The sequence below is a fragment of the Psychrobacter sp. L7 genome (genome assembly GCF_002810365.1).
GTDB classification, from domain to species: Bacteria; Pseudomonadota; Gammaproteobacteria; order Pseudomonadales; family Moraxellaceae; genus Psychrobacter; species Psychrobacter celer.
This window is the reverse complement of the sequence record NZ_NEXR01000012.1, coordinates 1-22460: the sequence shown is the minus strand read 5'-3', so window position 1 is coordinate 22460 and position 22460 is coordinate 1. Positions and strand designations below refer to the sequence as shown.

General features: G+C 46.3%; 17 protein-coding genes and 2 pseudogenes. 11 read left to right on the top strand and 8 right to left on the bottom strand.

Annotation, left to right across the window (positions count from 1 at the left end):
- Positions 1 to 123: 123 nt before the first annotated feature.
- Positions 124 to 1662, bottom strand: a complete 1539-nt coding sequence (gltX, locus tag CAP50_RS12155) for a glutamate--tRNA ligase (RefSeq protein ID WP_075102485.1) — start codon at positions 1660 to 1662, stop codon at positions 124 to 126.
- A 292-nt stretch (positions 1663 to 1954) separates the two neighbouring features.
- On the opposite strand from gltX, the gene rsmH reads away from it, so the two are divergent.
- The 7 genes from rsmH (at position 1955) to CAP50_RS12110 (ending at position 11613) form a co-directional block, all read left to right on the top strand.
- Complete coding sequence (gene rsmH / locus CAP50_RS12145) at positions 1955 to 3121, top strand: 16S rRNA (cytosine(1402)-N(4))-methyltransferase RsmH (protein ID WP_075102487.1); 1167 nt, start codon at positions 1955 to 1957, stop codon at positions 3119 to 3121.
- 277 nt (positions 3122 to 3398) lie between these two features.
- Positions 3399 to 3911: a cell division protein FtsL gene (gene ftsL / locus CAP50_RS12135; protein WP_075102489.1), complete on the top strand. Its 513-nt coding sequence runs from the start codon at positions 3399 to 3401 to the stop codon at positions 3909 to 3911.
- Positions 3908 to 6010, top strand: coding sequence for a peptidoglycan D,D-transpeptidase FtsI family protein (locus CAP50_RS12130; protein ID WP_075102490.1), 2103 nt, complete (start codon positions 3908 to 3910; stop codon positions 6008 to 6010). The genes ftsL and CAP50_RS12130 overlap by 4 nt, the downstream gene beginning before the upstream one ends.
- 86 nt (positions 6011 to 6096) lie before the next feature.
- On the top strand, positions 6097 to 7776 hold the full coding sequence (locus CAP50_RS12125) for a UDP-N-acetylmuramoyl-L-alanyl-D-glutamate--2,6-diaminopimelate ligase (RefSeq protein WP_075102491.1): 1680 nt from the start codon (positions 6097 to 6099) through the stop codon (positions 7774 to 7776).
- A gap of 125 nt (positions 7777 to 7901) precedes the next feature.
- Positions 7902 to 9356, top strand: a complete 1455-nt coding sequence (locus CAP50_RS12120; protein ID WP_075102492.1) for a UDP-N-acetylmuramoyl-tripeptide--D-alanyl-D-alanine ligase — start codon at positions 7902 to 7904, stop codon at positions 9354 to 9356.
- A 3-nt stretch (positions 9357 to 9359) separates the two neighbouring features.
- Entirely contained in the window at positions 9360 to 10478 is a 1119-nt protein-coding gene (mraY, locus tag CAP50_RS12115; protein WP_075102493.1) for a phospho-N-acetylmuramoyl-pentapeptide-transferase, read from the top strand.
- Positions 10479 to 10677: 199 nt separating this feature from the next.
- Positions 10678 to 11613 (top strand): putative RNA methyltransferase, encoded by a 936-nt coding sequence (locus CAP50_RS12110; protein WP_305956345.1) that lies wholly within the window; start codon positions 10678 to 10680, stop codon positions 11611 to 11613.
- 106 nt (positions 11614 to 11719) lie between these two features.
- Here the strand turns inward: CAP50_RS12110 and cls are convergent, their stop codons facing one another.
- The 5 genes from cls to CAP50_RS12085 all read right to left on the bottom strand — a co-directional run bounded on the left by cls (position 11720) and on the right by CAP50_RS12085 (position 16941).
- Complete coding sequence (cls, locus tag CAP50_RS12105; protein ID WP_075102494.1) at positions 11720 to 13204, bottom strand: cardiolipin synthase; 1485 nt, start codon at positions 13202 to 13204, stop codon at positions 11720 to 11722.
- A 177-nt stretch (positions 13205 to 13381) separates the two neighbouring features.
- Positions 13382 to 13924 (bottom strand): IS630 family transposase, encoded by a 543-nt coding sequence (locus CAP50_RS12850; protein ID WP_241900770.1) that lies wholly within the window; start codon positions 13922 to 13924, stop codon positions 13382 to 13384.
- Positions 13875 to 14225 carry an IS630 transposase-related protein gene (locus tag CAP50_RS12845; RefSeq protein ID WP_075102496.1) on the bottom strand — a complete coding sequence of 117 codons (351 nt, stop codon included), beginning with the start codon at positions 14223 to 14225 and terminating at the stop codon, positions 13875 to 13877. The genes CAP50_RS12850 and CAP50_RS12845 overlap by 50 nt, the downstream gene beginning before the upstream one ends.
- Positions 14226 to 14834: 609 nt before the next feature.
- A complete protein-coding gene (locus CAP50_RS12090) occupies positions 14835 to 15629 on the bottom strand; it encodes an amidohydrolase family protein (protein ID WP_075102497.1) in 795 nt (264 codons plus the stop codon).
- A 22-nt stretch (positions 15630 to 15651) separates the two neighbouring features.
- The gene (locus tag CAP50_RS12085) at positions 15652 to 16941 is read right to left on the bottom strand and encodes an SLC13 family permease (RefSeq protein WP_075102498.1); all 1290 of its coding nucleotides are present in this window, start codon (positions 16939 to 16941) and stop codon (positions 15652 to 15654) included.
- Positions 16942 to 17083: 142 nt separating this feature from the next.
- Here CAP50_RS12085 and CAP50_RS12080 point away from each other — a divergent pair, with 142 nt between their 5' ends.
- Entirely contained in the window at positions 17084 to 17821 is a 738-nt protein-coding gene (locus tag CAP50_RS12080; protein WP_100750115.1) for a GntR family transcriptional regulator, read from the top strand.
- Positions 17822 to 17835: 14 nt separating this feature from the next.
- On the opposite strand, the pseudogene CAP50_RS12075 reads toward CAP50_RS12080, so the two are convergent.
- Both CAP50_RS12075 and CAP50_RS12070 read right to left on the bottom strand, forming a co-directional pair.
- Positions 17836 to 17922, bottom strand: a pseudogene (locus CAP50_RS12075) (IS5/IS1182 family transposase); the annotation flags it as partial.
- 98 nt (positions 17923 to 18020) lie between these two features.
- Positions 18021 to 19889: a DUF262 domain-containing protein gene (locus CAP50_RS12070; RefSeq protein ID WP_075102499.1), complete on the bottom strand. Its 1869-nt coding sequence runs from the start codon at positions 19887 to 19889 to the stop codon at positions 18021 to 18023.
- Between the two features lie 176 nt (positions 19890 to 20065).
- Between CAP50_RS12070 and CAP50_RS12065 the strand changes: the two genes are divergently transcribed.
- The 3 genes and pseudogenes from CAP50_RS12065 to CAP50_RS12970 form a co-directional block, all read left to right on the top strand.
- Positions 20066 to 21718, top strand: a complete 1653-nt coding sequence (locus CAP50_RS12065) for an RNA-binding domain-containing protein (protein ID WP_075102500.1) — start codon at positions 20066 to 20068, stop codon at positions 21716 to 21718.
- A 189-nt stretch (positions 21719 to 21907) separates the two neighbouring features.
- Positions 21908 to 22348 (top strand): IS5/IS1182 family transposase, encoded by a 441-nt coding sequence (locus CAP50_RS12060; RefSeq protein ID WP_075102676.1) that lies wholly within the window; start codon positions 21908 to 21910, stop codon positions 22346 to 22348.
- A gap of 8 nt (positions 22349 to 22356) precedes the next feature.
- Positions 22357 to 22460, top strand: a pseudogene (locus CAP50_RS12970) (hypothetical protein); the annotation flags it as partial.

The following is a 22460-nucleotide window of genomic DNA, read 5'->3' as shown; positions in this document are numbered from 1 at the left end:
GGCTAATTATGGACGTTTGAGTATGGGTGTTACATAAAAAAGAGCCAGTATCGAGCTGACTCTTTGTTATTATTTATCTATCCTACTCTTCATCGGCAAGTACAAGGATACCCTGCTGCCAAACTATGCATCAGCCAAAAAATTAGGCAGATCCGCCGCTTTTTTCTCAAGCTTTTTCAGTTTCTTTTTACCGAGGCCGCCTAAGACATCAACCGCATGACGCAAGCGCGTCAAGGTCATATCCGCACCGATAATCGCCATCGAGTTCATAACGGGCGTCGATGAGGTGCTACCCGCAATCGCGATAAAGAATGGCGCCATAAAGTCGCGCATCTTGATATCGAGGTGGGCGGCGAGGCCTTTTAGCGTGGTATAGATGTTTTCCTCCGACCACGTCGGCAGGGTCTCAAGCTGCCAAAGCGCCAGTTGTAGCAGCTCGATGATTTGCTCAGGCTCAAGCGATTTATGCGTAAAGCTCTCAGCGGTGATGTCTGGCAGGTTTTGGAAATAAAAGCCGCCCCAGTTGACCGCGTCAGACAACAGCTCGATGCGTGGCTGAATCGCAGCGGCGATCGCGGTGAGTTTATCGCTGTCACTGGCCCACTCAAGGATTTTGTTTTTAAGCTCTTCAGGTGTAAGCGCGCGTAGCCATTCGCTGTTTAGCCAATTGAGTTTTTCGGTATCGAAGATAGGGCCGCCAAGAGACACGCGCTGGATATCAAAGCTGGCAATCATTTCATCCAAGGTGAATTTTTCGGTATCGTCAGGCATTGAGTAGCCCATACGGCCTAGGTAGTTGAGCAGCGCCTCAGGTAGTACGCCGGCATCACGGTAGTAAGTAATTGAGGTTGGGTTTTTACGTTTCGACAGCTTTGATTTGTCGGGGTTACGCAGTAGCGGCATATGGCAGAGTGTTGGCATCTCCCAACCAAAGTAATCATAAAGCAGCTGATGCTTGGGGGCGGAGTTGAGCCACTCTTCGCCGCGCATAACGTGAGTGATCTCCATCAAGTGATCGTCAACGACGTTGGCAAGATGGTAAGTTGGCATACCGTCGGTTTTTAGCAATACTTGCATATCGACTTGCGCCCAAGGAATCTCGACGGTGCCGCGCAGCATGTCATGTACTTGGCAAACGCCGTCGGTGGGTACACGCATACGGATCACATGCGGGGTGCCCTCGCTTACCAATTGCGCAGTTTTTTCTGGAGGTAGGTGGGCACAGCGGCCGTCATAGCGTGGGGTCTCGCCATTGGCCATTTGCTCAGCGCGCATGGCATCTAGCTCTTCTGTAGTACAAAAACAGCGAAACGCATGGTCGCTTGCTATCAGCTGCTCGGCGTGTTTTTTATAAATATCGCTACGCTCGCTCTGACGATAAGGTGCGTGCGGGCCACCAACGTCTGGTCCCTCACTCCAGTCAAGTCCGACCCAGCGTAGCGCGTCCAAAATCATCTGCTCGGATTGGGCCGTCGAACGCGTTTGATCGGTGTCCTCAATACGCAAAATAAACTCACCGCCGTGGGCTTTGGCAAAGGCTAAATTAAAGAGCGCAATATAAGCGGTACCGACATGCGGAAAACCAGTCGGCGAGGGCGCAATACGCGTGCGAATAGGGCGGGCGTTGCTCGTGTCGGAGGGAGCATGGGTCGATGTTTGCATAATAAAAATCTCAAAATGTCGTGGGCGATAAGTAGCAACAATAGCCACAAAATAACTAAAGGAAAAATATGACTAAAATAGCAATGAAAGAGTGGCCGTCAATAGCAAAAAATAGCGTAAAATATAGCGCTAGTATAACAGACAGCTGCGATATTTTTAATGAAAAGCCTGTCTAGTGCTTGACTCACCGTGTATCCTTGCGATAATAAGGTCAAGCAAGACATAACTTGTTTATTTTCATCTGATTTTTTACTATTACCGGCCGATATGGCCGTCATCTACTGAGTCGTTTGTGTCCACATTGAATGATAAGCCAAATAATAAGCAAAACAGTACGTCCACTTGCAAACAAAGCCCTTCTTTGGCCACTGACCCTGCCAAGTCGGCGGCTGATTTATCTGCTGTAACCTCTGATACCGCGCAGCCCACCCGTGAAGGAGGGTCTGCATGCGCGGCGTCCAGCGAGCAGCGCTTTGTCCATGATGCCGTACTATTGCAAGAGACGGTGGCGGCGGTACTGGGGGTCAAATCTCTTCCCAAACGCACAGATGACGCCCCACAACCCAGCTTGCAAATGAGCGGCATCTACGTCGATGCTACCTTTGGCCGTGGCGGTCATAGCCGTCTATTATTGAGTCATCTGAGTGACGACGCGACGCTGGTGGTGTTTGATAAAGACCCGACAGCAATTGCTGTGGCGCAAGAGCTGGCCGCTAGTGACAGCCGTGTCAAAGTGGTGCATGATAGTTTTGCGACCTTAACGGATAGCTTAGCGGCGCTGGGTATCGATCAGGTGGATGGCTTGATGGCAGATTTGGGCATTTCATCGCCGCAGATTGATGATGGTAGCCGCGGTTTTAGTTTTATGCGTGATGGCGCGGTCGATATGCGTATGGATACCAGTCGTGGCCAGTCGGTGGCCGAATGGCTCGAGCAGGTCGATGACGAAACCTTGGCCAATGTGCTTTACGAGTTCGGCGAAGAGCGCCACAGTCGCCGTATCGCGCGCGCCATCAAGCAGATGGACAGCTATGAGTCCACGCTTGAGCTGGCAGAGGTGATCAAAACGGCGCACCCCAACTGGCAGCGCGGCAAGCATCCAGCGACCCAAAGCTTTCAGGCCATGCGTATTTTTATCAATAACGAGCTTGGCGATGTCGATGACTTTTTGGCGCAAAGCATTCCGATTTTAAAAGCAGGTGGTCAGCTGGCAGTGATTAGCTTTCACTCCTTAGAGGACCGCCGAATCAAGCAGTTTTTGCAGCGCCATAGCAAAGGGCAATATCCAGAGGATGATAATCTGCCGATGCCACCCAAACGTCCGCGCTATTTTGGTAAGCCAAAACGGGTGGGGCCTAGCAAGAGCGAGATCAGCGGCAACCCGCGCGCGCGCAGTGCTTGGTTGCGACTGGCCACGCGCAGCGATGTTGAGTATCAACAGGCGGCAAGCCAAGATTAGCTACATTGTCAGTGAAGCGGTTTAAGAGTAGTCATATCGCTTTGCTGTTGTTTGTCTAAATAAGATAAAAATGTGCGAATGGCTACGCTAGTGTTAAAAAGCTGTAAATATTACCTGCTAGGCTCAGCAGTTGGTTTTTTGTTTGTAGCGCGCATGACAGTGATATTTGGTTTTATGTCACCGATGCGGCCTGAGTGTCTGATAGAGACATTTGCGCATAAAAACCATTTAAAACCGTCGCCGATTTTATATTTGAAGTCCACTTTTTGAGAGCGTCATGGCAATATCTGACAAACCTACTCGCCGCGCCGGCACCCCTCCTAATGTCGATATCGGCGAGCTGTTTGTGCGCCGGTTTAATGTGGTCAGCATTTATGTGGCGATTTTATTATTGCTGGCGGCGGCAATCATCTGGAGCGGTATCAAGACCGCTGAAGGCGTCCAGCAATACCATCAGGACTATAAAACCTTGCAAGACATGAAAAAACAACAGCGCAAGCTACAAGTAGAGCATCAGCGGTTGCTTATCGAGCAGCAAACCTTTAGCGCCACGCCGCAAATTGCCAGCCGCGCTGTGGCCGAGCTTGGCATGTATTCTCCAACCCTCAAAGACAAGTTGATTATTCAGCCAGGCGCTCCTACGGCACTGGCGCCAGCCGCCTCTAGCGAGGCAGATATCACCGCCAATGACAGTGATGTCATACAAGAGGTTGTCAGTACCGATTTGTCGATTGACGCGCCGCCTAGAGCTACATCAATTAATACCAATGCGGCGGAGGCTGGGCGATGAGTGAAAAAAAATCCAAAGCCAAGACCGGTAAGTCAACAGCAAAAAACAACAGCAAAAAACCCACCAGTGGCAAAGTCACCAAGCCGCTGCGCCGTGTCAGTGCGGCCAATTCAGGACAAAAAAATAAAAAAACTGATAGTAGTGCGGCAGATAGCCGTAAGGCCAAGCTGTTTGGGCGACTAAAAAAGAATGACAATCAAGGTGCTTATACCAGTGTCAAAAACCGTAAAACCGCGTTTTTAAATAAAGCATCAGGGGCGTCCTCACGGGGCGGTTTTGAGCAAGACAAAGCGCGATTTTGGACGGTTTGGGGATTGGCGCTTGCCATATTGGTCGCACTGATAGGCCGTGCTTACTACATTCAAGTCGCCAATGCCCAGTTTTATCAAGATAAGGGCAATGAGCTGATCACCAGCGTACGCACACAAACATCTTATCGCGGTATGATCACGGATCGCAACAAACTGCCACTGGCAGTGAGTGCGCCGCTGGCGACAGTGTCCTTTAGTCCGCATGACTATGCGCGTGAATACTATGAGCTAAAACGCATCATTTTGACCAACCCTGACAGTCCGCAGCTACGAGCGCGCATGCAAAAACGCTTGGATGCTATGGATTTGACGACCTTGGCCGCTGCCGCCAATATCTCAGTCAGTGAGCTAAAACGAGTCACCGCGATCGATGACAGCATCGATGTCACCGACGAGGAAGCAGTAAAAGCAGCGTTGCCATCAGGCGCAGGCTCGCACTACTTACCGCTTCTTAATAAAGTCACGCCAGAGATTGCCCAAAGTGTCAGCTCTTTAGATTTCCCTGGGGTGTATGAAAAAAACTTCTTTCAGCGTTATTACCCGCAGCCTCAGCCCAACTCGCAATTGCTCGGCTTTATGGGACAAAACGCCAATGATCCTGAGGGCGGCTATGAAGGGCGTGCGGGTATCGAACGTCAGTACGAAAAGGAGCTGGCGGGTAAAGATGGCAAGGTACTGGTACTAAAAGATGCCAAACAAAACAGCCTAAAAGAAATCAAGCAAGTCGAGCCTGAGATACCGGGCAAAGATGTGGCGCTGACGATTGACTCGCGTCTGCAGTATCTGCTTTATAAAGAGTTAGAAAAAGCAGGACGCCTACAGCGGGCGCGCTGGTCGACAGGTATGGTCGTCGATGTACAGACAGGCGAGGTGCTCGCCCTCTCGACCTGGCCGTCATTTAATTCCAATAACCTCAATGAGATGACCGGTGAAAACCAGCGAAACCGTGCGCTGTTAGACGTCTTTGAGCCAGGCTCAGTGATGAAGCCATTTACTGTGGCTGCGGCGTTAGACTCGGGTAAATATACCGCGACATCATTGATTGATACCAATCCAGGCTCTATCCGTGTCCGTGGTTATACCATTCGCGATCACCGTAATCTCGGCATGATCAACATGGGCACGCTACTACAAAAATCGAGTAACGTCGCCTCGACCAAGATTGCATTGTCCCTGCCGCCTGATGCCATTACCAATATGCAAAAGCAGTTTGGCTTTGGTAAAAAAACCCCATTACAGTTCCCTGGTGAGGGTAGTGGTCTGGTGGTCACGCCAAAAGAAAAAGAAACCTCGCGCCGCGCCACCGTCAGTTATGGTTATGGTCTGCAGGTGACACTTGCGCAGGTCGCACAGGCCTATTCGGCGCTGGCCGCAGGTGGTGTCATGCATCCGCTGACATTGATCAAAGACGACAAACCGCAGCCAAGCAAACGCATTATGGCGCACGAGCAGGCGATGTCTATCGTGCAGATGATGGAGAGCGTCACCGAGCCGGGTGGTACCGCGAAAGGCGCGGCCATTGATGGCTACCGTGTGGCGGGTAAAACAGGAACGTCGCGCCGTATCAACCCCAAAGGTGGCTACTATACTGACCAGTATCGCAACGTCTTTGCGGGTATGGCACCAGCATCAAACCCAAGGCTGGTGGGCGTGATGCTCATCGAAGACCCGCGCGCGCAGATTTATGCGGGTCTGACTGTCGCTCCTGTCTTTCATAATGTCATGAAAGAGGCGCTGCGTTTGTATAATGTGCCTTTAGATAAACCGCTAAAGACCGAAGAGCCATAAGTATCTTGCCACACAAACACGACGACTGATGTCGGCCAGTATCCAGCGCCAGCCGCTGATTTGTGTTTACCGTTTAGGATTTGCCCATGACCACGCTTACCTCATCGCCCAGCACCCACGCGGTTACCTTGCAGCAGCTTTTAGAGAGCGGCGATCGTCAGCATTCTTTGCTACAGTCATCGCTCACCGCGCTGCTCGCTGCTGCGGACAATACCAGTGAGGGCATCTCGGTCGCGCATATACCATTTGCACAGTTTCGGTTGGATAGCCGCCACGTTGCGGCACACGATGTGTTTGTCCTGCTAAAAAGCCAGACAGGCCACTGTCAAAAAAGCCGCGACTATCTGCTACAAGCCGCATCACAGGCGGCTTTTATTCTCTCGGAGATTGACCCAAGCGACTTGTTTGATGATGGACAGTTGCCAGCGGATGTGTTGTCTTGTCCTTTGATATACACGCCGCATATTCGTGATTTTTTGGGCAGTCTCATTCAGGCGCGTTTGCAGTACCAGCAGCCAAGCCGATTACCCACGGTGGCGGCAGTGACGGGCACCAATGGCAAAACCACCGTCAGCCAGCTGGTAGCGCAGTTGACGCAGCTGACTGGCATGAGCAGCGCTGTGATGGGGACCGCGGGTAACGGTCGACTGGGCGCTTTGGTACAGGCTAGCCATACCACGGGCGACGCTCTTGCCGTGCAGCAGTTTGTGTATCAAATGGCGCTTGAGAAGGCAGAAGTATTGGCGTTAGAAGCCAGCTCGCACGGCCTTGATCAGCAGCGTCTACAAGGCGTGCCGATATCTGTTGCGATTTATACCAACTTAAGCCGCGATCATTTAGATTATCATGCCGATATGGCAGCGTATGCCGCGGCAAAAGCTAGGCTCTTTGACAAAACGCATTTTCCTTCCTTGACCCACGCTATCATTAATATCGATGATGAGTACGCGCAGGTCATGCTAGATATGGCGCATGCCAGTGGTTTGACGGTATGGACGTATAGTCTAGATGCCTCAAAGCCTGCGACTTTTGTTGCCACCGATATTACCCCAAGCTTAGAAGGGGTGGAAATTACACTGCAGACAGACATCGCCGGTGGAGATACCGCTGATAAAGGAACTGGTGATACAGACACTGGCCATAAAGAGAGCTGTCGCATAAATATCGTTAGTCCTTTGCTCGGGCGTTTTAATGTCGCCAATTTGCTGGCTGCCATTGCCGCTGCTACTGCATTGGGCATGAGTCTTGAGCGTATCGCCGAGCTCGTCCCGCAGCTACAAGGCGCGGTAGGACGTATGCAGCGCGTCGCATCGAGTGATGGCTGCTTTATCGTTGATTATGCCCATACCCCTGATGCGCTCAGTCAGGTGCTGGCCAGTTTGCGCACCCACTGTGAGGGGCAGCTGTGGGCGGTGTTTGGCTGCGGCGGAGACCGTGACGCGGGCAAGCGTCCGCTGATGGCGCAGGCAGGACTGGCGGGCGCGGATAGGGTTATATTGACCGCGGATAATCCGCGAACCGAAGACCCAGAGGCCATCTTGCAAGATATGCAAGCGGGCATGAGCACCGCGCAGTATCAGCGCACCCATATTGAGCCTGCACGGCAAGCGGCGATTGAGTATGCTGTCATGCAAGCAGCACCCAATGATATCGTCGTCATCGCTGGCAAAGGTCATGAGACCTATCAAGAGATCAATCATGTCCGTTATGATTTTGATGACAGTGTGGTCTTGCAACAAGCCTTACAAAAGGCTGGGCGCAGATAGGCAATGGGTTTACAGCGTCATGATTTTGAGGGTTGCGCCATCATTTGAGAGCGCTCATCAAATCATGTTGAGCGTAACAAACAGTATTTATAAAAATTAAGTAGTCATCATACAAGGTAATCATTATGACAGCCGACAACGACAATACCATTCAGTCGCAAGGTCTCTATGTCTGGCAGGTAGATAATCTGCTCGCTGCGACAGCCTCGCTGGATGGGCATTGGCAGCTAGCAGCAGAGCAAAGCAATGCAGGACAAACTGAGCTTGCCAACAACGCGGTCACCAGCAACCGTATCGCCACCGATACCCGCACGATAAAGAGCGGCGATATCTTTTTGGCGCTAAGCGGTGCCAATTTTGATGGTCATGACTATATCAATCAAGCCGCTGCCCAAGGTGCTGTCGCTGCTATCGTCTCACGTCCCATCTCGACGAGCATCCCGCAGTTGGTCGTGAGTGATACGCGTCTGGCTTTGGGGCAGCTGGCCGCTTATCGTCGTCAGCAGCATCAAGACTTGACTGTGATTGCTATCACCGGCTCAAGCGGTAAAACCACCTGCAAAGAGATGCTTGGTAGTATCTTTGGTCGTTTAGCACCAACCCTGATCACCCGTGGCAACCTAAACAACGATTTGGGCGTACCGATGATGCTGCTCGAGTTGTCCGATCATCATCGCTATGCCATCTTGGAGCTGGGCGCCAACCATATCGGCGAGATTGCTTACACGGCAGAAATCGTCCAACCGGATGTGGCTTGTATCCTCAATATTGGTACCGCGCATTTGGGTGAATTCGGTAGCCGTGAAGGTATCTGTCAAACCAAGTCGGAGATTTACCATACATTAACCGATACTCAGTTTGCTATTGTCCCTGACAAAGACGACTTTACCAATCAACTGCGCCGTATCGCCGAAAAACATACCTCACATGTGATTGGTTTTGGCAATACCGATGTCAGTGCCAGTCACTTGGATGTCGAGCCTGAGCGTAGTGAGTTCAAGCTGCATATTGGCAATCAAGTCCATGACATCAACCTACCATTGGCGGGTGAGCATAATGTCAATAACGCCTTGGCGGCGGCCGCTTGTGCGCATGCGTTAAACATCGATGTCAGTGATATCGTGATTGGTTTAGAAAACGCCCGCCCCGCCAAAGGTCGTCTCAATAGTCAGATACTGGGGATGCATCGCCTGATCGATGATACGTATAATGCCAATCCGCATTCCGTGCGTGCAGCGGCCAAGGTGCTGGCGGCGCAAACAGGCACGCAAGTGATGGTGTTGGGCGATATCGCTGAGCTGGGTGACGCGGCAGTGAGCGAGCATCAAAGCTTGGGTCGTACCATTGCCACCACTGGTATCAACGTGCTGCTGTGCGTCGGTGAGTATGCGCCGTATACCGTAGCAGGTGCGCAAGAAATCTCTGATATCAGTGCGCATGCGTTTGCGGATAAAGACAGTCTTTTGGCGTATTTACAGCCGTATTTGCAAGCGCAGCAGGCTAAGCCTTGTACCGTGCTGTTCAAAGGCTCACGTGCCATGCAAATGGAAACCCTTATCAATGCGCTAGTCGAGGAGTAGGCGGTGTTAGTTTGGTTGTTTGGCTGGCTTGGCCAGTATTATACACCGTTTTCTGCGGTTTCTTCGTTGACGCTACGCGCGTTATTAGCGGTCATTACCGCTTTAGTCTTTAGCATGATGTTTGGTGGCCGCGTCATTCGCCACTTGCGTGCGCTCAAATATGGGCAGGCCATCCGTAATGATGGACCGCAGTCGCATTTGGCCAAGACGGGCACACCGACCATGGGCGGCGTCTTGATACTCAGTGCTATCGGGGTGTCGACCTTGCTATGGGCGCGCTTAGACAATCCTTATGTGTGGATTTTGCTGGTGGTGATGGTGGTGTTTGGTGCGGTTGGCTGGGCTGATGACTGGCTAAAGATTAAGTATAAAGACCCCAAAGGCCTAATCGCTCGCAAAAAGTACTTTTGGCTGTCGATGGGCGCGTTATTTGTTGGGGTGTCGCTGTACTATATCGCCACGCTGCAGCCAGATATGGCGACCACCCGCGAGATGCAGGATTTACTACTGCCTGTCTTTAAAAACTGGATCGTTCCTTTCTCTGCGCTACCTTTTGGTATTGGGTTTATTATCTTTACCTATTTTGTGATTAATGGCGCTTCTAATGCCGTCAACTTAACCGATGGTTTGGATGGTTTGGCTATCTTGCCAGTGGTACTGGTGGCGGCAGGTTTGGGCGCGATGGCTTATGTCTCAGGTGATGTGCGTTTTGCTGACTACTTGCATGTGCCTTATATCGCTTATAACTCTGAGGTCATCATTGTCTGTGGTTCGATGATTGGGGCAGGCTTGGGCTTTTTGTGGTTTAACGCCCATCCAGCCCAAGTATTTATGGGTGATGTCGGAGCACTGGCACTGGGCGCGATGCTCGGTACCATCGCGGTCATGACTCGTCAAGAGATTGCCTTTGCCATTATGGGTGGTTTGTTTGTCGCAGAAGCGCTGTCGGTGATGCTACAGGTTGGCTCATATAAGCTGCGCAAAAAACGCGTCTTTCGTATGGCGCCGCTGCATCATCATTTTGAAGAGATTGGCTGGAAAGAAACACAAGTGGTGGCACGCTTTTGGATTATTGCCATTATCCTTGTAATCTTAGGGCTAATGACGCTAAAACTGCGCTAACTACTTTTTAACAAGCTGGTTTTTTAATAAATTGGTGCTTTAACAAGCTGGTGTTTTAGCAAACTGAGTCTTTTGGTTCAGCGCTCTGCAAAAGCCATCTCATCGTGTTTGAGGTGGCTTTTTTGGTTCTGTCTCTTATTATTAAGTGAGGGGTTTTATGCCGCAGCTGAAGCAAACTTTGCTAAAATGACGGCCATATTTGACTGATTTTGAGAAACCTGTGTCGTTATTTATTTGTCCCCTTTGCCAGTCACCCATGCAGCCTGCCGCCGATACGTGGCGCTGTGATGGCAGCTTGCATCCAAAGCAGACCAAGCACCCTTTCGATGTGGCGCGTCAAGGCTATGTCAATTTGTTACCAGTACAACAAAAAAAATCCAAAGCGCCAGGAGACAGCCAAGCCTCTATCGAAGCGCGGCAGCGGTTTTTGGCCGCAGGACATTACCAGCCATTACAGGCTTTGCTTGAGCAGCAAATGAGGCCGCTGCTCGGGCAAAGTGATACTGCCGCAAATTGGCTGGATGTCGGTTGCGGTGAGGGCTATTATACCCAAGCAATGGCGCAGATAGACGGTATAGCATCGCTGATAGCGGCTGACATCAGCAAGCCTGCCGTCTCTACTTTCGCCAAAGCAAGTAAAGCGGCAGGGCAGCTGTGGTATCAGCAGCCCAAAGAGGGCGCGACTCAGACGGCGGTATATCCACTAGTGACCAGCGCCGCCCATCTGCCGCTACGCGCCCGTAGTGTGACGGGTATCAGTAGCATCTTTAGTCCTATCTTGCCTGAGGCTTTTGCCAAAGTGTTGTGTGACACAGGCTATCTCATCATTGCCAAACCCGATAGTCAGCATCTTGCCTCGATGCGTGAGGCGTTGTTTGATAGTGTGCGCGAGCATGATTCTGATAAGTTTTTGCACGAATTAGCCCCGCACTTTACCCTGCTTGCGACGCATCACGTCAGTACCGAGCTGTCATTAGCGGCAAATGATTTGGCAGATTTGATGACCATGACCCCGTATGCTTATCGCGCCCGCGCAGAAAAACGCCAAGCATTACTGGAGCTTAGTGAGCATGCGCCATTTAATACAGAAGCCAAGTTTGTGGTGTATGTTTTGCAAAAGCATATGGGTAAATAGCGCAGTCTGTAGATGAAATGAGTCTGCCTGCATCCTTATTAGCAAAGTCAGTATTAGGGCGTATCTTCAATTCAATCTAGAGCCATTTAGCCATCTAACTGGCCATTTATAAAATAGGCCCCATGCTCGCGACGATATTGTTCCAAATTCTATAAGGCAGTGGCCAGTTTTTCACCTGCGCGCAGGTCACCTCATCTGAGTCTGCGATATACTGGTGTTGGCGTGCGACGATATCAGCGGTGAGCGCTCTATCACTAAAAACGATGTTGTTTTCATAATTTAAATCAAAACTACGTAAGTCCAAATTGGTTGAGCCAATCAGGCTGATTTCGCCATCGACGGTTAGGGTTTTGGCGTGTAGTAGGCCGGGTTTGTACTCATATATCTTTACCCCAGATTCGAGCAATTGCCAGTAGTAGCTGTGGCTGGTGGCTGCCACCACGATAGAGTCGTTGTGCTTTGGGAAAATCATCGTCACGTCTACACCACGGTAGGCGGTGGCACACAACACATTGACCAACGAGTAGTCCGGTACAAAGTAGGGCGTCGAGATAATAAGAGTGTGCTGGGCTTGGCTGATTAACGCGCCCAAAAACTGCGGCGTGGTGCCGTGACGTTGGGTCGGCCCATCGGAGAAGACTTGCGCGGCAAAGGTGTTGGTTGCTTGTATCTCAGACGTTGTCTCAGCACCGTCATCCAAGGCGGTCGCAGGCTGGGTAAAAAAAGGAAAGCTCTCAAGCGGGGTATAAGGGTTTTCGCTGAGCCAGTCACTGGCAAATAGCATCTGGTTTTGTGCCACAACTGGCCCCTCAACACGCATCATGATATCTACCCACGGCGCAAACTTGGGCTTTACCCGAAACTCAGGGTCGGCGCAGTTGCGACTGCCAGAGTAGCCAATCTTGCCATCAATCACCGTGATTTTGCGGTGATTGCGCAAGTCGATCCGACTAAACATCATTACCTTTAAGAAGTTGTTAATCGGTAATGCCACGCTAACTTGTACGCCAGCGTCTTTCATTTCTTGCCATATCTTTGAGCGCACCATCTTACGTGAGCCCATGCCATCGACCATCGCGCGGCATGTCACCCCGCGCTTTGCCGCCCGTATCAATGCTTGGGCAGTGTCGATACCCATGCCATCAATCAGCCAAATATAATACAGCACATGAATATGATCGGTCGCCGCATCAAAATCAGCAATCATGCGTCTACGCGTCTCGTTGGCATCGGCCATTAGCTCGGCGCGGTTGCCCACCGTCGTACGAAAGCCTGTGGCATTGGCAGAGTAGGCAAAGGCTGCGCGGTACCCTGGTTTGACAGCCTGTGTCAAGGCCGCCTCACTGCCCAGCACATCGGGGCGATAGGCGCTCAATCTATCGATGACTTGCTCACGCTCGCGGGCAAAGTTGCGGCCCAGATGTACCTCACCAAACATCCAGTAAACCACCACCCCCAGATAAGGCAAGATAAATAGAATGACAATCCAAGCCAGCCGAGCAGGGGCACTCAGATCATGGCGCGACAATACTCGTAAAGAGATGAGCACCAGTAAGATAAAGTGGATGGTGAGCAGGATGTCTAACAGCATAAGGCAATCCAGTGTTATTGTTTTTATTGACGTATCGCACAGTACTGACTAATTATAACGTACTGTAAAACTTTGACCGTATTGATTGGTAAAGTCATTAGGACGTGTCTGCATGTCAAAAATGGTGATAAAAATGGGACAAATTGCGGTCGAACAAAGGAAGTAGCGCCGTTATAGTTAAGTCTTTATAAAATCGATACAGCCCATATCATGAAATAGTTTAGGTAGATTATTCTCCATCCACCCTTGGCGCATAAACTTAGCCTGTGCCCATTTTTTCTCGATAGGGTTCAGATCAGGGCTGTACGGCGGCAGCCATAAAATACGATGGCCATGCCTATTGAGTAGTTTTTGAATGCGTCTACTTTTATGAAACCGAGCGTTATCCATGACAATCACGCACTTGGTTTTAAGACTTGGAATAAGTGTGAACTTACACCAATCATAAAATATATTGCTATTGATATTCTGCTCAACGTACTCAAGCGCAAATAGCATTTTTTCATAGAGAGCTCCGATGACATTCGTACGTCTCGAAGCTTGCCAGTTGTAGCTATCGATACAGGGTTTACCAATCGGTGCATAGCCATGAGAACGAATAGTTTCAGCCTCAAAGCCGCTTTCATCCATATAGACAATGGGATAGCCTTGCTGAGTAAAGCGATCAAGCCTACTCTGGAATATCGCTCTTTTTATCGGACACGCTTTTGGATGTTCCAAAGTCTTTTTTTTGACTGATACCAAGACGCTTCAAAGCATTGAAGATGCCCGTTTTACTACAGTTCAAGCGGCGAGCTCTTTCATAGTTATAATCATCTGGGTATCTTTTTATGTCTTCAATCAAGGCGTCATCAGGTATTTTAGTCGGTGCTTTATTCCTGGTTGTTTTAGGAGCTAATTTCTTCTGCCAACTGTGAATGGTGCTGGTGCTAAGTCCATAAAATAGCGCAGCTTCTCGTATGGTCATACCATCAGTGATGCTAGAAAGTACCTGTTTGCGATAGTCTATTGAATAAGTCATCGTTTATTTCATTAAATGCAATTGTTAAAAGTATTGTATCGGTTTTATTTGGATTAGACTATATCAAGGTGGAACTGGTCTAAATTTTCCTTGCGTGCTGTGCCTACGCAGACAGAGGCTGCGAAAAATTTATCCCCGTCCCACTGTGTCTTTTACTATACTGAATTCACTATAGACCAACACAAGCGACGTGATAGGTGGGTCACGTTGGGTGGGATTGGGGAAATAGTAGGTATAAAAAAAACGCTAGACGCGTTATATTTAAAGGGTTTAAGATGTACATAGGATAGTTTAGGACAAGCTAGGAAAACTAAGATTTTATAAGATTGGCGGTGAAGGAGGAAGTCTAACTTTATATACAAGTAATTGATTTAATTATAGTTATTTTATTGTAGATACATATTAGACCATCAAATAGACCAACAGCGCTACAGTATTGGAGGCAAGGCAAATAATGGGATTTTTCCCCTGATTAATTGTATCAAGATATTACTTGGCACCTCATAAATGTTGAGGCGCCATATTAAGACTAGATAAGATATATATTATAAATAAAAAAAGCTTAATCGGCAGTTAAATTACCGTAGTCAAAGCATTTTGACGCTTGAATCAAAACCCAAACAACGCGGCATTATTTTTTATCAAAATTTGCGTCACAAGCTTATCATCATTAACGATGCGCTTGAAGTTATCAAGTGCTTTATCAAAGCTTATGGTTTCATGCTGAGTATGCGGCCAGTCACTTCCCCAAAGCAGATGATCTTGTAGTCCGATTTGCTTTAATAAGGCAAAAGCGTCTACGGCATTTTGAACACCTGATTTATCAACACGATAATATCCTGATACTTTGACCCAATGCTGCTTAGGATCAAGCAGCTTTAACAATGCTTGATAATCCGGATCATTCACGCCCAATGTTGGATCAAATCGTCCAAAGTGATCTATGACCACATCTATAGGGTATTGCTGTAAATTAGGCAATAGCCGTACTAAATAAGCAGGCGGCGCATGAAGTTCAATTTGAAAGTTAACATCGGTAAGCTTTGTCAGAAGCGCTTGCCAGTCAGGTTTAGTTAAATCTGGGCAATCAAGCCCAAATAAATTTAAGCGTATTCCTACAATTCCTTGATCAGCTAAGCCCTTAAGTGTTGATAATGTCACGTCACGATCAACCACGGCAACTCCTTTTAATCGATCAGGATAAGACGCGATTGCCGATAGCATATAGCTGTTATCTGTCCCTAAAAAGCTTGGCTGGATCAATACGCCTTGGTTAAAGCCATTAGCATCTAACTGCTGGATATAGTCCTCAGCACTGGCTGTATCGCTTGGTTTATAGCGAGCATTGGTAACAAAGTCTGCCTCGTTTGAAAAAACATGAGCATGGGTGTCAATAAGCGGCATAGCACTCTCCTTTTTATCTCAATTAAAATAAAACCTGAATAATAAAGGTTGCAATAAGTCCAGCAACAATCCCAATGGGAACAGCTTTAAACAGTAGTGAGTTTAATAGCTTATCTTTATCAATATCGTTTGGTGATGACCCCAAAATCAAACTACCCCCTGATGAGAAAGGCGAGATTGAAGAGCTTTGAGCGCCAACTACGATGCAGACAAATAATAGCAGTGGGTTAAGTCCAGAGGCTGCTGCAAGTGTTGGAACAATAGGGAAAAGGGCAGGAGCAACGACGCCAAGTGTGCTTGCAAATACTGACATAATTGCGCTGATAATGAATACTAAAATTGGAATCATCCAAATTGGAACATTGGTGCTAAGCCATTCAGTTAGCTCGTCTATCACTCCAACCTTTACACCTAAACTGATTAACATACCAACGCCGCAAATCATAATAAGCGTGTTCCAAGGCACAAAACGAATAACTGTTTTTTCATCCGCTAGCTTCAAAAACAAGCTGATGATTGTGAAAAATATAGCAATAAAGCCGATATCAATTCGCGCGTTTAAAAAGCTAATCATCTCAACATTAGGAAACAGCAAGTTCAAAATAGGGACGATAAGAACGATTGCCATCATGATGAAAATGAGTACAATCGATTGTTTTTGTTTGTGGTCTAGAGGCTCAGGAAGTACTGCATCAATTGCTATTTTGTTGTGTCTGGCATTGATAAGACTGTAGCCTCCAAGTAAAACTACCGGAATCAAAAATGTCGCAGCAAAGATTCCTGATGAATATGTAAAGGCAATGTCTTGTGCCAATCCCGCAGTATCCATCAATCCTCTAAAGATAACGCCACTTTGAGACGTCATGAAGTTGGCACCCGCCAGTGCACCATAGTTAACTGCCAGTGCAGCAATAACTATGTTCATATTAGCTTTTTTACAAAGTAATAAAGTCATAGGAGCCATAAAAGCGAGAACCGTATAATAACCTGCTCCTAATCCTGAAATAATGGTGGCAACAAAGAATATTACTAAGGGCAATAGAGCAGGCACTTTACGGCATTTATATATTAGCTGATTAGCTAGCTTTTCTAGTGCGCCATTAACCAATGAAAAGTTATAGAACAAAGTGACGGCGAAGATGATGAAAAATATCTTGATAGGCCATAGAGCAATGACCTCAGAAGCCTTCATACCAAGGCCAAAACAACCGATAACGTAAGAAAATACGATAGCAAAAAAGCCAATATTAACTTTAGTGGTATAGCCTAAAAATATCGAAGCAATGATAGCGGCGAGTATGTATATTGTCATGTTCACTCCTTGACCGTGACTAAGCAATGATATAAACATATAAACATGTATATGAATATTTATACATTAGAAGTGATACTAAGAACGTTGTCAATCACTTTTTTAAAATATAGAATGAAACCAGTTCATAAAGAGTATAGACATGAGAAGAAAAATATTAGAAAGTATTGAAGGACTTAATATACCTCGGTATGAGCAAGTTCGTTGGGAGATTCAATGCTTATTGACTGAGAGTCAGTGGGACGCAGATAAGCCGTTACCTACCGAATCAGAGCTTGCGAAACGATATGAGGTTTCGGTAGGAACGGTTCGAAAAGCGGTAGAAAAGCTTGTTGAAGACGGGATTTTGCAAAAACAGCAAGGGCGAGGTACTTTCTTAAAACAACCAAATTTTGAGACATCGCTATCACGGTTTTTCAAATTTCGAGATAAAAATAGTGATTATGTCACACCGACTGGGGTAGTAAAAAAAGTAGCATTGATAAATGGTGTCTCTAAGATAAACAAAAAATTAAATCTGAAAGATCATGAACGCTTAGTGTATCTTGAGCGTATACGGGTGATAGATCACAAGATCATACTGAGTGAAAGAATTTGGCTTCCTGAAAGTCTGTTTCACCCACTAGCAGGATTGCGCATAGAAGACTTTGGTAATCTGCTATATCCTTTTTACTATGAAATTTGCAATCAGTTTGTGTCGTCAGCGGTTGAAAAGCTTACCTTTAAAAAAAACCATATCGATGCTTATTTAAGCAATGGTATTGATGAAAGCTTGGTCAAGATTTGCCGAGTTGCCAAAAATCTAAAAGGCGAGCCGATCGAGTACCGTGAATCGTTTGGTTTAGCTGATAATTTTAGTTATGAGATAACTATCAATTAGGGTGTGTATAGAATTCAAATGAGTGGCAACCAGATAAAGACACAAGCGAGCATTACCGCCGCTGCATAGCTATCTTTGAGCTTATCATATCGCGTGGCAATGCGAGGCTTTACCTAAAAATGTGCTCTTACTACTTCAGATCAAAAAAGTAGACCACCTTTAAGGGTGGTCTGTTCTGTTAACTAACTCTAAGTTATTCTTATTTTTCTACGTCCTCCGTAGTACTTATTTTATCGTATTCATCTAAACGTTTACCATTAAGCTGCCAGTGATCCAAAGCTAGCTCCATCAGCATTTTCTGTCTTTGCTCGATAGATGCTTTCGTCCACTCATTAAACTGACAGTTTAGCTTGTCTTTTAGACGATTAAGGCCAGTGTTCTTACCGATAGTATAGTTATCATTCAATAGCTTAGTGAGCACGAAGTTAGAATGGATGTATTCAGCCTGTTTCATACCAAACCAATCAGTAGATAGATCATTATAGCTATTGATAGCCTGATTGATTTGGCTTTCAAGTAAGGTCACATTACCAAGCATAAAGGTGTACTTTTCACGATCTTCATCATCAGCGAATTCTTCACTTGCGTCTATATTCTTCAACGTTTGCGGTAGAATATGCTCAATTTGCAGTCTTTGTATGTTCTCTTGGCTAAGAAGATTTAGTCCTGCTTGCGTGCATAATTCGGTATCTAAGCACCCTAAAATATAGCGCTCTCGATATTGCGGGTTATAGTCGTAATGTTTGATTTGCAAAAAGCTATATTTAAAGTCTGATAGATAGCTTCTTAGGTAAGGAACCATGGTTCCATCAATGATCTCTACGATCTCATCTATGCTACGTATCTCGCGTAGTTTAGTTGCCCAATCTGTAAAACGGCGCTCATAGCTCTTAGTTTGCATCTTGAGTGTGTTAGCGAAAAATAAAAAGCTCTCTATTTGCTGTGCAAGATAGTTGATCACCTGATCATCACAGTTCAGGTTTAACGCCATTAATAAAATAAGGTGCTGACGTGAGCGTTGTTTATTAATGTAGCCAATATTGACTACGTTGGGATACTTATTAACCCCGTCCGCGTTATTGTCGCTATTGGTTGCTTGAACCAAATAGCTATAACGTTTAGCCGCAGCGACCATTTCATTCACTAAATGCAAAGGCTCGTTTTCATAGTCTAGTTTACTCTTGCCTTCTTTTGATATGATCCACGAGTACAGGTCATCTTCTCGAATAATACCATTGTGGTAACGTGCGATCATAAAGTATCTTAAAAAACGTAGTGGCTTATCCGCTTCATCACAGTTTTGAAGATAAGTGGTAATCTGCTTCCACTTGGTTTTGATGTCCTCAAAATCATGTGAGTTCGCTTTACTAAACATCAAGTTTTTAACAAGATCCATAGCGTTGAGACCAGCACCGCGCTGGTTGATCGTCTCAAATATTTTGAGTGCACTGCCAAGGTTGTCTGACTCCATCACTACCACAGTGACGTTAGTTAAAAAGTACTGTGTGTATTCCTCAAACAGTAGCGTCTCTTGATTTACATAGTTTTGTAGGTGCTCAAAAATACGCGCGTATGCTTTTTGCATTTTTTCGATTGAATTGGTGATCTCGCCTTCGTATGTCTTTTTTTGAATTAGCGTGTCTATATATCCGTTGCTCTCATCATACTGTAGCTCAAGACGCGAGAGTGTAGATTTAGTTTTTAAATCAAATTTGAACAGCCAATTTTTTATAATGCTAAGAATACTGTTGCTCATCTCAGAAAGTTGACTATCTTTCTGGATCTCCTCTAATATATCGCGCATGGCGCACAGAGTAATTACGATAGTAGTGAGGCGCTGTTGACCATCTATAACATCGTACTTTTTATTATTTTCTACAATGATGATTGAGCCTAAAAAATAGCTCTGTTGCTCATGAGCATGTGCTTCAAACTCTTCATCAGTATCAACTAAAAACTGATAGATATGCTTGTCTGCTTCCCAGACGTATTCCCTTTGATAGTCTGGTACTACAAAATAATACTTTTCGAGGTCTGCAATACTAAAAACGTCTGCATCAATTTTCATGTTTAACCTTAACCTATGTCGTGTATTTTTAGCTGATAACTTTTTATATAGAACTTTGTTCGTTAAAAGTAGAATAGCTTATCATAAACAAAACCAGACGATATACTGCTTTTGCATAATTGACAGTGCATAATAAACAAAATCATTCATACTTAATTATTTCTAGCGCTCTTACTATGCCCAATCACTACCAAAGCCTTGTCCTAAGACTAACTCAGCAGCCAACCGAACAAGAATGGCTTGAGTTTAAGCATAATTTTCATAGTCCTGATGAGATCGGTAAGCGTATCTCTGCACTTGCCAATGGCGCGTGTTTGGCTGGCAAGAAGTTTGGCTATTTAGTTTTTGGCGTAGAGGACGGCACGCACAACATCGTTGGCACAAGCTTTAGCCCGAGGACAAAAAAAGCTAAAGGCAACGAAGACTTAGAGCATTGGCTGGTAAACCGTCTAAGCCCTAAGATTCACTTTACCATTCATGAGCTACAGATTGATGATAAAGCGGTGGTACTGTTTGAGATTCCAGCAGCTACCGATACGCCTGTCAGCTTTTTGCATGAGCCTTATATTCGTATCGGTAGTGTCACAAAGCTGCTCAAGCATTATCCTGATCAAAGCCGTAAGCTCTGGCAAAATCAAGCCGATGATTGGAGCGCTGAGATTTGTCATGAAGCAACGCTTGAAGACCTTGATCCTAAGGCCATTGCAGTTGCTAGACAAGTCTTTGCGGATAAAAACAAGCGGTTGGCTGAAGATGTTAAAGAATGGGACGACATCACTTTTTTAAATAAAGCCAAAATCACCATTCACGGTCAGATTACTAACACAGCGATTATCCTATTAGGTCGTTATGAATCCACGAGTTTTTTGAGTCCAGCGCAAGCGCATATCACTTGGATTTTAAAGGGCGTTGATGGCATTGAAAAAGACTATGAGCATTTTGAACCACCGTTTTTGTTAGTCTTAGATGAGGTGTATAACAAGATTCGTAATCTCAATTACCGCTACATGGCGTCAGGTACGCTATTTCCTGAAGAGGTGCAGCAGTACGATCCTTATATCATTCGTGAAGCGTTAAGCAATGCCATTGGTCATCAAGATTACCGCCTAGGCGGACGTATCATAATAGTTGAAAAAGAAGACTCAACGCTATTGTTTCAAAACAGCGGTGCGTTTATTCCTAAGACCATTGAAAATGTACTACTGCAAGATGCGCCTGAAGCGAGTTACCGCAATCCGTTTTTGGTCAATGCCATGGTCAATCTAAATATGATGGACACCATCGGTAGCGGCATCAAAAAAATGTATCAGATTCAGTCTAAGCGCTTTTTTCCATTGCCAGATTATGACTTATCCCGTGAAAGAGTAGGCGTGAAGTTCACAGGCAAAGTGCTTGATCAAGAATACGCCAAGCAGTTAGCGACCGTTGATAATCTCACACTGCACGACATCATAGCGCTGGATAAAGTACAAAAAGGGCAGTCAATCACTGAAGAGGAAGCCGACGCGTTACGCAAAAAGTCATTGATAGAAGGGCGTAAAAACAGCTATATCATTGCCGCTGATGTTGCTAAGCACACTGAGCAGCAGGCAGAGTATATGCAAATGCGCGGCTTAGATGACATGCATTATCAAAGCTTGATTATAGAATACCTCAAGACGTTTGAGCGAGGCAGACTAGCTGACTTTGATAAAATGCTGGCTAACAAGTTACCGCAAGTGCTAGATGATAAACAGCGTAAGAACAAGGTGCGTAACCTGTTGCAGAAAATGCGCCGTGATGGATTAGTCGTTTCTGAGGGTTGGTCTTGGACTCTTGCAAATAGCTAAGGATAGCTAAAAACAGCTAAGAATAGCTAAACCTAGCTATGTTTAGCTTATTGGACGACCTATATGAATTATAGTAGTGGATTTTAATTTGCTTTCTATGTAATGTGTTTAAATATAAACTATTAGACCTCTTGCAAAAGTAGTTGTAAGACACAACGTATATTATTGAACTCTACTTACTTAATAGATATGCCAAACATAGATAAGCTACTCAAACAAAGTGACGCTGGTTTTAAACGCTATACAGGCATTCATAAAGCCACCTTTTATGACATGCTTGAGGCCATGCAAGAGCATGAAGCATCTAAGACCAAATCAGGCAGACCAAGTGTGCTCAGTCTTAAGGAGCAGATACTACTAGCCCTGACTTATTGGCGTGAATACCGCACGCTTTATCATATCAGTATGGACTTTGGTATTCATGAGTCTTCTGCTAGCCGTATCATTCGTAAAGTAGAAGACGTACTTATCGATTCAGGTAAGTTTGAATTGCCTAAAAAGTTGCCTAGTCGTGTCGATGAGGACATCAATTGGTCAGTCGTCATTGTCGATGCCACCGAAACCCCTATTGAGCGTCCAAAAAAAACCAAAGAGACTACTACAGCGGTAAGAAAAAACAACACACCTTAAAAGCGCAGGTTATCGTTCATTGGCAAACTGGTTTGATACTTGATGTGCAAACCTGTAAAGGGTCAATCCACGATTTTAAGCTGTATAAAGATACTTGTCCTGATTGGTTACC